The 14409-nt window shown below is 53.4% G+C and carries 13 protein-coding genes and 1 tRNA gene; 7 read left to right on the top strand and 7 right to left on the bottom strand.

Annotated features, from left to right (window positions below):
- Positions 1-218 precede the first annotated feature (218 nt).
- The 3 genes from AACY98_RS08480 to AACY98_RS08470 all read left to right on the top strand — a co-directional run bounded on the left by AACY98_RS08480 (position 219) and on the right by AACY98_RS08470 (position 1528).
- Complete coding sequence (locus AACY98_RS08480) at positions 219-833, top strand: glutathione S-transferase N-terminal domain-containing protein (protein WP_126978942.1); 615 nt, start codon at positions 219-221, stop codon at positions 831-833.
- A gap of 56 nt (positions 834-889) precedes the next feature.
- The gene (locus tag AACY98_RS08475; protein WP_339804027.1) at positions 890-1423 is read left to right on the top strand and encodes a ClpXP protease specificity-enhancing factor; all 534 of its coding nucleotides are present in this window, start codon (positions 890-892) and stop codon (positions 1421-1423) included.
- 29 nt (positions 1424-1452) lie between these two features.
- Positions 1453-1528 (top strand) — tRNA-Thr (locus AACY98_RS08470).
- 92 nt (positions 1529-1620) lie between these two features.
- On the opposite strand, the gene AACY98_RS08465 is transcribed toward AACY98_RS08470, so the two are convergent.
- The 3 genes from AACY98_RS08465 to AACY98_RS08455 form a co-directional block, all read right to left on the bottom strand.
- Entirely contained in the window at positions 1621-2448 is an 828-nt protein-coding gene (locus AACY98_RS08465; RefSeq protein ID WP_339804024.1) for a hypothetical protein, read from the bottom strand.
- Between the two features lie 102 nt (positions 2449-2550).
- Positions 2551-3591 (bottom strand): YheT family hydrolase, encoded by a 1041-nt coding sequence (locus AACY98_RS08460; RefSeq protein WP_339804021.1) that lies wholly within the window; start codon positions 3589-3591, stop codon positions 2551-2553.
- Between the two features lie 16 nt (positions 3592-3607).
- Positions 3608-4000 carry a MerR family transcriptional regulator gene (locus tag AACY98_RS08455; RefSeq protein ID WP_339804018.1) on the bottom strand — a complete coding sequence of 131 codons (393 nt, stop codon included), beginning with the start codon at positions 3998-4000 and terminating at the stop codon, positions 3608-3610.
- A gap of 90 nt (positions 4001-4090) precedes the next feature.
- Here AACY98_RS08455 and AACY98_RS08450 point away from each other — a divergent pair, with 90 nt between their 5' ends.
- Positions 4091-4474 carry a carboxymuconolactone decarboxylase family protein gene (locus tag AACY98_RS08450; RefSeq protein ID WP_339804015.1) on the top strand — a complete coding sequence of 128 codons (384 nt, stop codon included), beginning with the start codon at positions 4091-4093 and terminating at the stop codon, positions 4472-4474.
- A gap of 225 nt (positions 4475-4699) precedes the next feature.
- Here the strand turns inward: AACY98_RS08450 and AACY98_RS08445 are convergent, their stop codons facing one another.
- Positions 4700-5116: a YidB family protein gene (locus tag AACY98_RS08445; RefSeq protein ID WP_126978952.1), complete on the bottom strand. Its 417-nt coding sequence runs from the start codon at positions 5114-5116 to the stop codon at positions 4700-4702.
- Positions 5117-5248: 132 nt separating this feature from the next.
- Between AACY98_RS08445 and hemE the strand changes: the two genes are divergently transcribed.
- A complete protein-coding gene (gene hemE / locus AACY98_RS08440) occupies positions 5249-6358 on the top strand; it encodes a uroporphyrinogen decarboxylase (protein WP_339804010.1) in 1110 nt (369 codons plus the stop codon).
- A 308-nt stretch (positions 6359-6666) separates the two neighbouring features.
- Positions 6667-8799 carry a replication restart helicase PriA gene (gene priA / locus AACY98_RS08435; protein ID WP_339804007.1) on the top strand — a complete coding sequence of 711 codons (2133 nt, stop codon included), beginning with the start codon at positions 6667-6669 and terminating at the stop codon, positions 8797-8799.
- Positions 8800-8953: 154 nt separating this feature from the next.
- On the opposite strand, the gene AACY98_RS08430 is transcribed toward priA, so the two are convergent.
- The gene (locus AACY98_RS08430) at positions 8954-9844 is read right to left on the bottom strand and encodes a DUF1444 family protein (RefSeq protein WP_339804004.1); all 891 of its coding nucleotides are present in this window, start codon (positions 9842-9844) and stop codon (positions 8954-8956) included.
- Positions 9845-10135: 291 nt separating this feature from the next.
- Between AACY98_RS08430 and AACY98_RS08425 the strand changes: the two genes are divergently transcribed.
- Complete coding sequence (locus AACY98_RS08425; RefSeq protein WP_339804001.1) at positions 10136-11149, top strand: zinc-dependent alcohol dehydrogenase family protein; 1014 nt, start codon at positions 10136-10138, stop codon at positions 11147-11149.
- Positions 11150-11207: 58 nt separating this feature from the next.
- On the opposite strand, the gene AACY98_RS08420 is transcribed toward AACY98_RS08425, so the two are convergent.
- Complete coding sequence (locus AACY98_RS08420) at positions 11208-12836, bottom strand: gamma-glutamyltransferase family protein (RefSeq protein WP_339803999.1); 1629 nt, start codon at positions 12834-12836, stop codon at positions 11208-11210.
- A 39-nt stretch (positions 12837-12875) separates the two neighbouring features.
- Complete coding sequence (locus AACY98_RS08415; RefSeq protein WP_339803996.1) at positions 12876-14162, bottom strand: THUMP domain-containing class I SAM-dependent RNA methyltransferase; 1287 nt, start codon at positions 14160-14162, stop codon at positions 12876-12878.
- Positions 14163-14409 lie beyond the last annotated feature (247 nt).

Genomic DNA, 14409 nt, shown 5'->3' with positions numbered 1-14409 from the left:
CACGACTAAAATGGACAGTGGGTAAAAATCTCCAGAGATGAGGCTGTTGCATATATCAAACAAAAAGACAGTCCTGAAGACAGCATTTTCTCTGCCCAAAAATGAGGCAGGGGCTTGAAATTGGGTGCCACAAAATAGTAAGGTAGAGGCCTTGTGCAAAAATCCGGTGGATTTTGCGCTGTTTTTACATCTTTAACGCTTAATTTGGAGCCCCCACTATGATGGTGCTTTATTCAGGGACAACCTGCCCTTATTCACATCGTTGCCGTTTTGTTTTATTTGAAAAAGGCATGGATTTTGAAATACGCGATGTGGATCTGTTCAACAAGCCTGAAGACATCGCATTGATGAATCCCTATGGGCAGGTGCCGATTTTGGTCGAGCGGGATCTGATCTTGTACGAATCCAACATCATCAACGAGTATATTGATGAGCGCTTTCCCCATCCGCAGTTGATGCCGGGCGATCCGGTAGCGAGGGCTCGGGTACGTTTGTTTTTGCTGAACTTTGAAAAAGAGCTGTTTACCCATGTCAGCTTGATTGAAGGGTGTGACGGATCCAAGTCGGGCGAAAAAACACTGGAGTCATCGCGCACGCAGATCCGTGACAGACTGACACAACTGGCGCCGATATTTGTGAAAAACAAATACATGCTGGGCGAAGAGTTTTCCATGCTGGATGTTTCCATTGCACCACTGCTGTGGCGTCTGGACTATTACGGTATTGACCTGTCGAGAAATGCCGCACCGCTGCTGAAATATGCGGAGCGTATTTTCTCCCGTCCGGCATTCATTGAAGCACTGACGCCTTCTGAAAAAGTCATGCGCAAATAAGCAAGGGACACTATGTACTTGGATAATACCGATACAGCATCGCGGAGCAGCGGGGTATGAGCCAGTTGGAATCGAGTTCTACACGCCCTTATCTGATTCGTGCCATATATGAATGGTGCACCGATAACGGATACACGCCTCACCTTGCGGTGGTGGTGGACCAGACCGTGCAGGTACCGCTGGAATATGTGAACAATGGTGAAATTGTTCTCAATGTCGGGTTTGATGCCACGTCCGGTCTGGACATGGGCAATGACTACATTCGCTTTCAGGCCAGGTTTGCCGGGGTGGTGCGCGAGATTATCGTGCCGGTAGACCATGTGATCGCTATCTATGCACGGGAAAACGGGCAGGGCATGGCATTTCCACCACCTGTTATAGCCGGGGAGCCGTTATCAGATATGGTGGATGGCAGCGTGCTGCTTTCAGAGCGTGACATGCAGGGCAGCATTGCCGGGCGCGACAGCGCCCCGGCGCTGCATCTGATAGAAGACGAAGCCAGCACGGATGACGAGCCACCAGAGCCGCCTTCCACAACGCCCGAGAGTGGGGGTAAATCGAAAAAACCTGCACTGCGGATAGTGAAATAGGCTATAATCACCTTTTTTAAAAATCCAGTGCCGGTTTAGCTCAGTTGGTAGAGCACCCGCCTTGTAAGCGGAAGGTCGTCAGTTCAAGTCCGACAACCGGCACCAGATAACCAATTATTAAGCAGCCTTGAAGGCTGCTTTTTTATTGGCCTGCTGTCAAAGGGCTAATCCAGTTGCTATGGTTTTGTCTACGGGTATCAACAGCCGTATGCGCTATAGCAGCCGGCATGTCTGAACATGTGGCCGGGTGGCGGGTTGTCAGATAAGAAAAGGCACAGATAGGTTTCGTTATAGCTGTCAAACTTCACAATCAGGTCAGGACGGCCGTCGCGGTTAAGGTCTGCGATCCACAGCGCTGCGATGCTGCGTGTGGTTTCGTCTTCGGGGGATGTGTTGAGCGGTGGTGATGTCTGGCCGGTGCTCAGGTTGGTGATGGTGAGGGTGTCGCTGGGATAAACGTCATTGCTGCTGTCATAACGCTCCAGTTGCAGGCGGTACGTGGTGCCGGCCATTTCAATGTCGTATTCAAATACGGCGTGAAAGTTGTTCGGGGGTGGGTCGCTGCGCGGAGGCGTCCAGCTTGCGACTTCAGGAGCCTCAATCGGGCCGGCGATGAGGCTGTGGTCGCGCAGCAGCACCAGGGCATCAGGCACGGTCGTGCTTGAGATGAGGTGGCCGACGGTGGCACCGTTGACGTCTTCGCCTTCCAGGGGAGCTTCTTTAATCTGGATGGCTGTTTCGTGCAGTTCCCATACGTCATTGCGATAGGTCAGCGCCATCCAGCCGAGGCCTGCATGAGTTGGAATATCTGATGTGCTGGAATAGGGCGCGTACCTGTCGTTTTCTGGATAGGTGTATTGTTGTAAAGCGGGGAAAGACTGGCCGTTAGGAACCACGATGACATGCTGGCCGTATGTGTCAGCGGAGTTCTGTGTTTCTGTTTCGTTTGTTTGTGCATGAGCGCACAGCATTGTGCCTGCTACAGCCAAAGTCCAGATGCATTTGCCGATAGTGTGTGTTGTCATGTGCATAGTGTATAAAAAATAGTCTTGTTGTGTTTTTAAGTTGCCGGGGTCTTTATGGGGGGCAGGCAAACGGGATGTGCGGCTGTGTGCTGCTGATCTGTTTTACAGATGTGCTGAGAAGTATGTGCCAATGGCTTGTGTAAAAGCCTGCATGTGGCCAGGGAAGCGTCCGTTTGTAAAACCCAGGTGTCCACCGTTTTGGGGAAACCAGCAGGTCAGGTATTTATTGTGCAGGGCTTGTGGCAGGCAGTCTTGCGGAATAAACGGGTCGTTACGGGTGTTCAGAATGAGCGCAGGGATGCAGATTTGATCAAGTCTGGATTTGACCGAACTGCGGGTCCAGTAGTCAAGGTTGCTTTTGAAACCGTGTACCGGTGCGGTAAATGCGGCATCAAATTCAGCAAATGATTTTGCTTGTAAGGTGGCTTGCATATCGAACAGGCCGGGGTATTGTCTGTGTTTAATGACCACTTTTTTCTTCATGCTGCGCAAAAACATGCCGGTGTAAGCCCACCGGCAAAACCCACGATCCATGTTCACCGCATTGGCTACCAGGTCCAGCGGCGTGCAAACACTGGCAATGGCGTTAACGGTCTGCTGTGCCTGCGTTTGGGCCTCCTGTGCCCAGCGCACCAGGGCATTTCCTCCCAGCGAAGATCCCATGGCAAATACAGGGCCAGGATGGCGCTTTCGCATACGCTGCAAAATCCAGTCAATTTCGCTGTAGTCTCCCATGTGGTAAAAACGCGGGGCGCGGTTGATTTCGCCAGAGCAGCTTCTGAAATGCGGCACGGCATAGTCCCAGTTGTGTTGCGCACACCAATCTGCCATGGCGAGCGCATAGTGGCTTTGAGAGGAGCCTTCCAGGCCATGAAAGGCAACCAGTAACGGCCTGTGGCTATTTGCGGTATTGGCGGCGTTGGCAGTATTGGGGTTGTCTGTGTCTGTATCGAGCCAGTCAATGTCGATGAAGTCCTGATCCGGGGTGAGCCAGCGTTCGCGCCGATAAGTTGGATGGGTACCTGAGCAGGGCTTGGCGTACAGGGCGGTCCAGATAGTCTGTGCATGGCCGGCCCATGAGCCTGAACCGCGCAGCCACCAGGGCGGTGCAGGTAACAACGGTGTGCTTGAACTTGAAGGCAAGGTATGGCGCCTCTGGTCAGCGGGTGGAAGATGAATGGGTGGCATTGCCTTGCTGCAGAATTTCTGTCTGATAAAGCGCTATTTTATGGTCCAGATTATCCATATGAGCCTGCCATGAAAGAAGTGTTTGCTGAATGTGAGCACGGTGCTCTTGCAGCATTTGCATTCTTTGTTTGAGAGTCGATGCTCCCTGTGCGCGCAACTGCGCATACCGCTGTATGCTTTTGATCGGCATGCCTGTATCTTTCAGGCGTTTGATGAATTCAACCCAGGCTACATCCTGCTGGGTATAGACACGTCTGCCATTGTGCTGGCGTACAGGGCGCAGCAATTGTTCTTTTTCGTAGTAACGCAGCGTATAGGCACTGATGCCGGTTTTGCTGGAAAAGGCGCCAATAGAGTAAGTCATTTTGGTGATGAAGCCATAAAAAGTGCTTGACTTAGAGTTCACTCTACATTTTACAGTTTGTCCATTCTTCATACAAATGGGAGTTTTGAAATGGATAACAAGCGCTATGAAAATGGTCTGGCCAGATTGGCTGAGGTGGATGGTCAGGCCGGGGAACATGTCATTCAATCATTGCAGCATGTTGCGCCGGATCTGGGGCGTTACATCATTGAATTTGCATTTGGTGATATTTACAGGCGCCCTCTGTTGACGCTGGAGGAACGGGAAATTATCACCTTGAGCAGCCTGCTGACCGCCGGAGGGTGTGAAGCCCAATTGGATGTGCATATTCAGGCGGCACTGAATGTGGGTATCAGCCGGGAGAAGGTGATTGAAGTATTTATGCAGTGCATTCCTTATACCGGGTTTCCCAGGGTTCTGAATGCGGTTCATGTGGCTAAGCAGGTATTTGCCCGGCAGGCAGCAGAAGCATAACCATAACCATAACCAGTGAGGAACTGCGCCTGTGCGGGTGTGAGTCCCTGTGCAGGGCAAGCAGGTAGGTGCGCGGACATGCTGCACTTCATGCCCATGCGTTGCAGAACAGGGGGATGGATGTGTAAAAAGTTTACTGTCACAAAAATAAACGCCTGTAATCAAGGTTGTCAGGCAACGCTTGGTTTCAGGCGGGTATCAGAAATCAGTAAGTAGTTGAGCTGATCAGGAGAAGATTTTCCCGATGAGTTCCTGTATTTTGTCCTGGTCAATATGGGTAACCTGCTCGGGGGTCTGGCCTTCCGGCGTCAGGGCATTCACCAGCTTGGGCAGGCCTTTGGCCAGCAGGGTGTCAAACAGTTCAGCGTCAACACCAGATTTTTCTGCCAGGTTTTTAATCAGGTCGGTTCCAATAACCTGATGCAACTGGTCTTCGGTAATCGGCAGGTTATCCTCTTGTCCGACCCAGGATGCAATCAGTTTGCTCAAGCCGTTTGCCTGAAATTTCTGCACCAGACCGGGCAAGCCGCCAACCTGGTCAAAGAACTGGCTGATCATGCCTGAGAGTTTGTTTTGCAAGTCGGAGTTGTCTTTCAATAAAGTGCTGGCAGCGGCACTGATGACAGAATCAAGTAAGCCCATTTGGTACTCTCCAATGCGGGTAGGGAATCAAATTTTAGCTAAGTTTACCGCAAACGGTCTCCTTTATTCATGCGTGCCGGCTTTTTCTCTGACAGGTGCACGGTTGATGACATGCTGCGACAATAGGACACCATGGAAAAACAGAATTCAGCCTTCCCGTCTGGTTACGATGATACTTTTTTGCGTGCATTGCGCCGTGAAGCCACCGACTACACGCCTGTATGGCTGATGCGGCAAGCCGGGCGTTATCTGCCGGAGTATCTGGCCACGCGCCAGAAAGCCGGAAGTTTCATGGGGCTGGCAACCAATCCGGACCTGGCAACCGAAGTGACGCTGCAGCCGCTGGAGCGTTTCGGGCTGGATGCGGCTATTTTGTTTTCGGATATTCTGACGGTGCCCGACGCGATGGGGCTGGGGCTGAGTTTTGCCCCGGGAGAAGGGCCGCGTTTTGCCCACCCGGTTCAAAGTGAAAAAGAGGTGGCTGCACTGCAGGTGCCTGATATGGCCAAACTGGACTATGTTTTTGCTGCGGTTAGGCAGATCCGTACCGCGCTGGCGTCAATGAGCCGGCCGGTGCCTCTGATTGGTTTTTCCGGCAGTCCCTGGACGCTGGCCTGTTATATGGTGGAAGGAGGCAGTTCCTCTGATTATCACCGTGTTAAGAACATGCTGTACTCCCGTCCTGACCTGTTGCAGCGGATTCTGGATGTCAATGCCCAGGCCGTGGCGGCCTATCTCAACGCGCAGATTGAGGCCGGTGCCCAGGCGGTGATGATTTTTGACAGTTGGGGGGGCGTACTGGCCGATGGAGCTTACCAGCAGTTCAGTTTGGCGTCTGTGCGGCAGGTGGTTGCCTCTTTGCATCGTGAATATGAAAAACAGTCTGTTCCCGTGATTGTGTTTACCAAAGGCGGGGGACTGTGGCTGGAAGATATTGCAGCCTGTGGCGCTGATGCCGTCGGGGTGGATTGGACGGTGAATCTGCAACAGGCCCGGCAGCGTGTGGGGGGGCAGGTTGCCCTGCAGGGCAATTTGGACCCTGCGGTATTGTTTGCATCTGAAAAAGCGGTTCGCGCAGAGGTCAGACGGGTTCTGGATTCCTTTGGGCATTTGCATGGTGCCGGGGCCGGTCATGTGTTCAATCTGGGGCATGGAATCAACCAGCATACCCCCCCCGAATCGGTGGCTGCGCTGGTGGATGAGGTCCATAATTATTCGCGCCAGTTCCACCATGTGGATTAACCCACTCGGGCATCTCTGAATTATGAGAATTGCTTGACTTGTACACAGATTCACGCATGGGGTGTGTATATGAAGATACAAGTCATTTATATGACAATGCATCTGAATTGGCTTGTAACTCATTGAAAATAAACGTGTAATATATTTGTCATCATAATGAAGGCCATGCTGCTCAAATTGTCGTTTAGAAATGACTTTTTTGTCTTGTGTTTCTCCACAAAGTTATCCACAGCCTGATAAGCTATTGAAAACAGACATGATTTAGATAGAAGTGTCAGGTGAAAATACCCGGGAACGAATAGAAAGATATGGCAGCCTTCATCGTAGATGTCATTGTTGATTTGCCTGCTCACAGTGCTGTTGAAGGAGCGCTCAGTTATGCTTGTGATTTGGCCCTTGCCCCTGGGGGGCTGGTTCGTGTACCTTTGGGTAAAAAAGAGGTATTGGGCATTGTCTGGAATGTGCGTGATTCCGTTGCCGAGTCAACGGTAAATACGTCATCGCAATCGATAGAACTGAAGCCGGTGATTCAGTATCTGGATGAGATACCGCCCTTGTCTGGCGCATGGAGAGACTTGACTGCTTTTACCGCGCAGTATTATCAGCGCTCTTTAGGAGAGGTTGCGCTGCAGGCATTACCACCGGAACTGCGTAAACTGGATGCCGTTCAACTGCAGCGCAGGCTGAAGCGGTTACAGGGTAAACAGGAGGGCGAAGTTAATGAGGTACCTCTTGCATTGCCGGAGCTCACATATGAGCAGCACAATGCGGTGCAGCAGATTACACCGGCCTTGTATGCAGCAGAGCCACTTGCCCAGCAAGGGAAAAGCGAAGCCACATCTGCAAAAGCGGCGGTTTTTTTGCTGGAGGGGGTTACCGGCAGCGGCAAGACGGAAGTGTATATGCGTGTGGTGCAGGCGGCGTTGGCTAAGAACCCACAGGCACAGGTGCTGATTCTGGTGCCTGAAATTAACCTGACGCCACAACTGGAAGCACGCTTTGCCCAGAGGTTTCCCGAGGAACAGATGGTGTCAATGCACAGCGGTCTGACCGCGGCGCAGCGTCTGCGCTCCTGGTTGCTGGCGCATACGGGGCGTGCACGCATTGTGCTGGGAACCCGTATGGCGATTTTTGCGTCTATCCCGCAGCTCAGCCTGATCGTGGTGGACGAGGAGCATGATCCTTCCTATAAACAATATGAAGGGGCGCGCTGGTCTGCGCGTGACCTGGCTGTCTGGCGTGGCTGGCACGAAAAAGTCCCGGTCATTCTGGGCTCGGCGACCCCTTCATTGGAAAGCTGGCGCCATGCGCAGCAGGGGCAGTATCAACTGCTGGAAATGCCGCTGCGCATTGGCCAGGGGGGAATGCCCAAAGTCCGCATGGTGGATATGCGGCAGATACCACGGCAGACGGTTCTGGCGCCGGCACTGCTGCAAGCCATGCAGCAGAGAATTGCGCGTGGCGAACAAAGCCTGGTATTGCTCAACAGGCGTGGTTATGCGCCTGTGCTGCACTGTGTGTCCTGCGGCTGGCAAAGCCAATGCCCTTATTGCACGGCATGGCGGGTTTATCATCGGATCGACCGGACGCTGCGCTGCCATCATTGCGGTTTTACCGAACCGGTTCCGAAAGCCTGTCCGCAGTGTGGAGACCCTGATCTGCAGCCGATTGGCCGGGGAACCGAGCGACTGGAAGAGCAGTTGAATGCATTGCTGCAGCGGCCTGACGGCTCTGCCGCCCGGGTTTTGCGTATTGATGCGGACAGCACCCGCCATGCAGGATCGCTGGTGGCGCATTTGAAGCAGGTACATGACGGCGATGTTGACGTGCTGCTGGGCACGCAGATGATTGCCAAGGGACATGATTTTCGACTTGTGACACTGGTTGCAGCAGTCAATCCGGATACCGCATTGTTCTCCAATGACTTCCGTGCCGGAGAGCGTCTGTTTTCGCTGCTGTTGCAGGCCGCGGGCCGGGCTGGTCGCGATGCACGGTTGTCAGAGCAGAGTGAACTGTGGATACAGACCACGCAGCCGGAGCATCCTTTGTTCAAAGCGCTGAAAACATATGATTTTTCTGCGTTTGCGCGGGCAATGCTCGAGGAGCGCGAAATGGCGGCCATGCCGCCTTTCATGCACCAGGCTTTGGTACGAGCCCAGGCACGTACGCAGGAAGCAGCGCAGGAGTTTTTAAACCAGATACATCAGCAAGGACAGGAGATCATTCAGTCAATGCAACTGGCTGACTACCTGACCTTGTATCCGCCGATTCCGGCGGCAATGCAGCGGGTTGCCGGCATTGAGCATGCGCAGATGTTGCTGGAGTCGCGCTCCAGACAGGCGTTGCAGCAGTTTCTGAACGCCTGGCGCGGTGTGTTGCATCAGGTGCGCGTGCGAGGCATGGTGCGCTGGGCGATTGATGTGGACCCGCAGGTCATTTAGGGCGTGTTAACGCTCCCTCGTTTTCAGCTTATCCGGTAGTAGGTGCATGCCTAAGGTCGGATTGCATGGCGTCAGGGAGTTGTATAAGTACCTAAGTACCGGGCGCGGTTAAAAGGCACGTAAAAGGCGTGCAAAACAACCATTCAAGCATGTGTTAGCTGGGTGCTGTGTCTGCGCTGAATATGCTTAACTGTTCATCCTTAATGGTAAACAGCAATGGTGACAGGCTGTAGGCAACGGTGGGAAATATATCCTGAACAAATTTGCGCAGATCATGAATCTGCTTTGCATTATCACTGTCGGCAATGATCAGTGTGCCACGCGCGACAATGGCAATCACCGGGTCGCCCCTTAAGGCAATGCGCTCTTTCCATTGGTCATACAGCAAAATCATGCTGGCATCATAGTTGGAGTCCACATGTACGGTATAGCCCAGTGGAGAGGCTTTGATTTTCATGCCCGGAATATGCGTTTTGAGGTTTTCCAGCGCCTGTTGATAAACTTCCTGGATATCGTCAGTCGCAGAAAAGTCATGCAGTTGTTCGTTGAAGACATAACTCATATGGTGCGGGGTATCCAGCGCAAAAACAATGGACAGATCCGCAACCAGTGGAATGTGTGCCAACTGCCGGCCATACTGCTGGCTGGTGGTGTGGAAAAAGGAGGAGTCTTTTTCCTGCTGTGGCGTGTGCTGAACGCGTTCAATCCAGCTCTGGTTTTTGATGGCAGGCAACAGCAGGGGGCGTACCTCATCGGTATTTAAAAGCAGGCTGTCTACAGTGGTGAGCATGTTTTCACAGAACTCTCCCAGCCGGCTGGGGTCTCCCAGATAGGTCGAATACAGGCTGTCAACATAGCAGGAGAATGTATGCCCGTCGGTACCGGTGATGTCAATGCGTACCTCATCCGGTTGGTGGGGGTTGATAACGGTGAACCGATTTTTTTTGTATCTTTCACGCATTTTCTCGCATAGCTTTTGTGCCACTTCACACTTGCTCAGTGTCAAATTGCTGTTGCGGGAAAAAATCTGCGAGAAAATTTTCATGACGGGACATCCAGGGCAAATGAAAAGGTCAGCGGGTAAGCATTGCTGCCTTTGCTGTTGTCATGCTGTTTTCATCACAACATATGGCGAGAGTTTATCATTTTGCTGTGCAGTTGTTAGGGGCTGGAGAAGAAGCGGCAGGCGTAACATAGGGATTACAGAACCTGTCTGGGCACCGTTGGTGTTAGTATGCCTATCGCGTACTGCATGTGTTGTCTGGCCTGACTGTGGCCGCAAAGAGTTCATTTGTTGAAAGACGTCTGAAAATGTGGCGGACAAAGGAGATGTTTCATGAGATATGCCTATTTTCCCCGGACCGGAACGGCTGAAAGCCTGGCATTTGCCCAGGCAGATATTCCACGCCCGCAGCGCGGCCAGGTTTTGGTCAAAATGCATGCAGCTTCGTTGAACTACCGTGATTTGATTGTTGCCAAAGGCGGATTGCCTGCGGGCAAGCAGCACAATCTGATTCCACTTTCAGATGGTGTCGGGGAGGTCGTTGATGTCGGGGATGATGTCAGCCGTGTCAAGGTTGGGGAGCGGGTGGCCGGATTGTTTTTTCAAAAATGGCAGGCGGGTGCCATGACCGCCAGGGATGCGCGTTATGCATTGGGAGGAACGATAGACGGTGTTTTAGCGCAGTACCGTTTGTTTGATGAAGATGGTGTTGTGGCCATTCCCGATTATTTAAGTTACGAGCAGGCCGCGACCCTGCCTTGTGCAGCATTAACCGCCTGGCATGCTTTATTTGGCGGTGTGCAGACATTGCGCCCAGGGCAGACGGTGCTGTTATTGGGCACGGGCGGGGTTTCGATGTTTGCGCTGCAATTTGCAAAACTTGCGGGGGCACGTGTCATTCTCATTTCTTCCAGCGATGAAAAGCTGGACACAGCGCATCAGCTTGGGGCAGATGTATGCATTAACTATCGGCAGTTGCATGACTGGCATCTGGAGGTGCTGAAGCATTGTCATGCCGGTGTGGATCATGTGGTGGAAGTCGGAGGGGCTGGCACCCTGGCACGTTCTGTGCGCGCAACCCGGCCGGGGGGCGCAATTCATTTGATTGGTGTGCTGACGCAGGGGGAAGTGAATCCGGCGGCCATTATGCAGCGGGGGCTGACGCTTGAAGGTATTCATGTCGGCTCACGTGCCATGTTTGAAGCCATGAACCAGGCCCTGTGTTTACATCAATTGCAGCCGGTGATTAGCCAGGTGTACCGTTTTGATGAAGCCGTGCAGGCGTATGAAGATCTGGCGCAGGCCAGGCATCTGGGCAAACTGGTGATCAGTCTGGCAGATGCATAGATGCGTAGATTCATACATGCATAAAGGTATCAATGGGCACGCCTGATAAAGGCGCTGCTTAAAAACCGACGGCCTGTCCGTCGCGCCGGCTGTCACTGGCAGCGACATAACCGAGCCCGGCATCTGAGCCGGATAGCTTCCAGATAAACTGACCGGCGCCAAAGTCCATATAGGAGTCTTCAAAAGACAGCATGCGGTGCCCGAGCCGCTTGAGCCCTTCAATGGTGTCTGGTGGTACGCCCTGTTCAATATCCAGTGAGTAATCCCGGTTGACTTTCCAGCGTGGTGCACAACAGGCGGTCTGGGGCTGCTGGTCATAATCAATCATGCGTACGAGTGTTTGTACATGCCCCTGGGGCTGCATGTCGCCGCCCATCACCCCGAAACTCATGACCGGTTGCCCGTTCTGGGTCAGAAACCCTGGAATAATGGTGTGGAAAGGGCGCTTGCCACCCATCACCGCATTGGCTGATTTCGGGTCCATGGAAAATCCCACGCCGCGGTTTTGCAAACTGATACCGGTACCTGGCACCACCACGCCAGAGCCAAAGCCCATATAGTTGGACTGGATGAAAGACACCATCATGCCGCTGTCATCCCCGGTGGCAAGGTAAATGGTGCCGCCGGCATAAGGGCGCCCGGCCTGAAACTGGGTTGCCCGGTGCGGTGCAATCTGGCTTGCACGCTCGGCCAGATAAGCTTCGCTGAGCATTTGCTCAGGCGTTACTTCCATGCGGGCGGGGTCAGCGACATATTGATAAACATCGGTAAAAGCCAGTTTCATGGCTTCAATTTGCAGGTGCTGTGATTCAGGAGAATCTACCGGCAGGTTGCGCAGGTCAAAGTGGTTCAGAATGCCCAGCGCAATCAATGCGGCAATGCCTTGCCCGTTGGGCGGGATTTCATACAGTTCATAATCACGAAAGCGCTGTTTGATCGGGGCGACCCATTGCGGGCGGTAGTCTCCCAGGTCATACAGGTTCAGCGCGGCATTTTCTGCACGGCTGAAAGCCACAATTTTTTCTGCAATGTCTTCTTCGTAGAATGCCCGGCCTCTGGTCTGGACAATCCGGCGCAAAGTCTGTGCTGCAGCAGGGAGCCGGAACAGTTCTCCAATGTTGGGTGCACGGCCATCAGGCAGAAATGCCTGTGCAAATCCGGGTTGTCCATGCAATTCTCTGGCGGCAGCGGCCCACTTGTGCGCAACCATGGGCGGGACGATATAACCTTTTTCTGCCATGTCGATGGCCGGTATCAATAACTGTTCAAACGGCAGGCGACCAAACTTTTCATGCAGAGCCACCCAGCCTGCCACTGCACCGGGCACGGTGACGGTGTCCCAGCCGCGTAATGGGCGCTGCGCAAATCCGCGTTCATCCGTTCCGTAGCGGCGTGCGAAATAGTCAGGGTTCCATGCGGCTGGTGCCGGGCCGGATGCATTGAGGCCGTGCAGCTGCTGACCATCCCATATGATGGCAAAACAGTCACTTCCCAAACCATTGGAGACAGGCTCCACAATGGTCATGCAGGCCGCAGTGGCAATGGCGGCATCCACCGCATTACCACCCTGTCTGATCATATGCAGCCCGGCCTGGGCTGCCAGTGGATGCGAGGTGGAGACAATGTTGCGGGCAAAGATCGGGGTGCGGGCGGAAAGGTAAGGGTTGTGCCAGTTAAAAGACTTCATGAATGGAGTATAGGTAGAAAATAAAGTCTTTATAACTGCTTAATCAGACGGGGCGTTGTCGGTGTGGTTATGGGAATCGGCAGCGGGGTTTTCTTTTGACGGCTTGGGGGTACGGGCAGAACCGGCAACAATGTCAAACCGCATCAGGCGGCATTCGATCGGGCCGTTCCACATGGGAATGCGGCGGCTGGCTTTCAGCCGCATCAGTTGCGGCAGCTTCATGTCTGGGGTCAATACCCAGGCGGTCCAGCCATCAAAAGCACGTTTCCAGTGGCTGGCAAGTAACGGGAAAAAGTCATCGTCAGCGGCAGTTTGTGAGGTGGGTATCGAAGAAGGCCTTCTTTCTGCCCCTGATGCTCTGGCGTGGATGCTTCCACGTGGGCTGATACGCTCTCCATAAGGCGGGTTGATCAGCATCATGCCTTTGGCGACCGGAGCAGGCCGCTGCAATGCGTCACCGCCATGGAAGTCAATCGCGTGTGTGACCCCGGCGCGTTCTGCATTGCGCCGCGCGAAGTCAACCATGCGGAAAGAAACATCGCTGGCAAAAATAGCGGCAGTAGGGGAGTGAACCTGTTGCTGGGCCTGCTGTTTGATCTGGGCCCATGCCGCAGGTTTATGCGGTTTCAGATTTTCAAAAGAAAAGCGGCGCTGCAAACCGGGTGCAATGCCACAGGCAATTTGTGCGGCCTCGATGGCAATGGTGCCGGAGCCGCAGCATGGGTCCAGCAGTGCTTCACCCTGCTGATAAGCCCAGTCACTGGCGACCAGCATGGCGGCTGCCAGTGTTTCTTTGAGCGGGGCATCGCCCTGGTTCTGGCGCCAGCCGCGTTTAAACAGCGGTTCGCCGGAGGTGTCCATATACAGCGTGATGGTCTGCTCATCAAAGTGCGTGAGAATCTGTACATCGGGCTGGCGGGTATCGACATTGGGCCGCTCACCGCTCATGTCACGGAAACGGTCAGCAATCCCGTCTTTCACGCGCAGCAATGCAAAGTTCAGGCTGTGCAGGGGGCTTTTGCGTGAGGTGGCGTCAATGCGGAATGTGGAAGTGGTGTTGAACCATTTTTCCCAGGGCGTTTCACGTGAGATTTTGTATACATCGTGTTCGCTTTGGTAGCGTGCGTGGGCAACCTGCAGCAATACCCGCTGTGCCAGGCGGCTGTGCAGGTTCAACTGCATGCACAGATCCCAGGGGCCGCGTACCGCCACACCACCATGGCGCACAGTGCATGATGCAGCAGAAGCCAGTTTAGCAACCTCCTGCTCCAGATAAGGTTCAACACCTGCGGCACAGGGCAAAAAATAGTGGTAATTGGTATGCATTGAGGTCACAATAGAAAGCTGACAAGAATAATGGCCTTGTTGGAAGACCAGGCCGGTTTGGATACGACCATTTTATATGAGGATGGCCGTGTTGGCGGCGAAAACAAGGCAAGCGGTATGTCTAAGAACCTGTTCACGATTTTTTATAGATAGTGCATACTGTGGGTATGAAAAGGAAAACCTACCCCAGTGATATCAGCCGTGAGCGGTTTGAGAAGATACGCCCTATTTTGGAGCAAGCGCGTAA

Origin of the sequence: Saezia sanguinis (assembly GCF_963921665.1) — a bacterium.
Classification (GTDB): domain Bacteria; phylum Pseudomonadota; class Gammaproteobacteria; order Burkholderiales; family Burkholderiaceae_C; genus Saezia; species Saezia sanguinis.
Note: the sequence above shows the minus strand (reverse complement) of the source record. Positions and strands in the feature narration are given on the sequence as shown.

Excerpts from the sequence above, each read along its gene's own strand:
- AACY98_RS08480 (WP_126978942.1), top strand. The coding sequence starts at position 219 with ATGATGGTGCTTTATTCAGGGACAACCTGCCCTTATTCACATCGTTGC.
- AACY98_RS08475 (WP_339804027.1), top strand. The coding sequence starts at position 890 with ATGAGCCAGTTGGAATCGAGTTCTACACGCCCTTATCTGATTCGTGCC.
- AACY98_RS08465 (WP_339804024.1), bottom strand. The coding sequence starts at position 2,448 with ATGACAACACACACTATCGGCAAATGCATCTGGACTTTGGCTGTAGCA.
- AACY98_RS08455 (WP_339804018.1), bottom strand. The coding sequence starts at position 4,000 with ATGACTTACTCTATTGGCGCCTTTTCCAGCAAAACCGGCATCAGTGCC.
- AACY98_RS08450 (WP_339804015.1), top strand. The coding sequence starts at position 4,091 with ATGGATAACAAGCGCTATGAAAATGGTCTGGCCAGATTGGCTGAGGTG.
- AACY98_RS08445 (WP_126978952.1), bottom strand. The coding sequence starts at position 5,116 with ATGGGCTTACTTGATTCTGTCATCAGTGCCGCTGCCAGCACTTTATTG.
- hemE (WP_339804010.1), top strand. The coding sequence starts at position 5,249 with ATGGAAAAACAGAATTCAGCCTTCCCGTCTGGTTACGATGATACTTTT.
- priA (WP_339804007.1), top strand. The coding sequence starts at position 6,667 with ATGGCAGCCTTCATCGTAGATGTCATTGTTGATTTGCCTGCTCACAGT.
- AACY98_RS08430 (WP_339804004.1), bottom strand. The coding sequence starts at position 9,844 with ATGAAAATTTTCTCGCAGATTTTTTCCCGCAACAGCAATTTGACACTG.
- AACY98_RS08425 (WP_339804001.1), top strand. The coding sequence starts at position 10,136 with ATGAGATATGCCTATTTTCCCCGGACCGGAACGGCTGAAAGCCTGGCA.
- AACY98_RS08420 (WP_339803999.1), bottom strand. The coding sequence starts at position 12,836 with ATGAAGTCTTTTAACTGGCACAACCCTTACCTTTCCGCCCGCACCCCG.
- AACY98_RS08415 (WP_339803996.1), bottom strand. The coding sequence starts at position 14,162 with ATGCATACCAATTACCACTATTTTTTGCCCTGTGCCGCAGGTGTTGAA.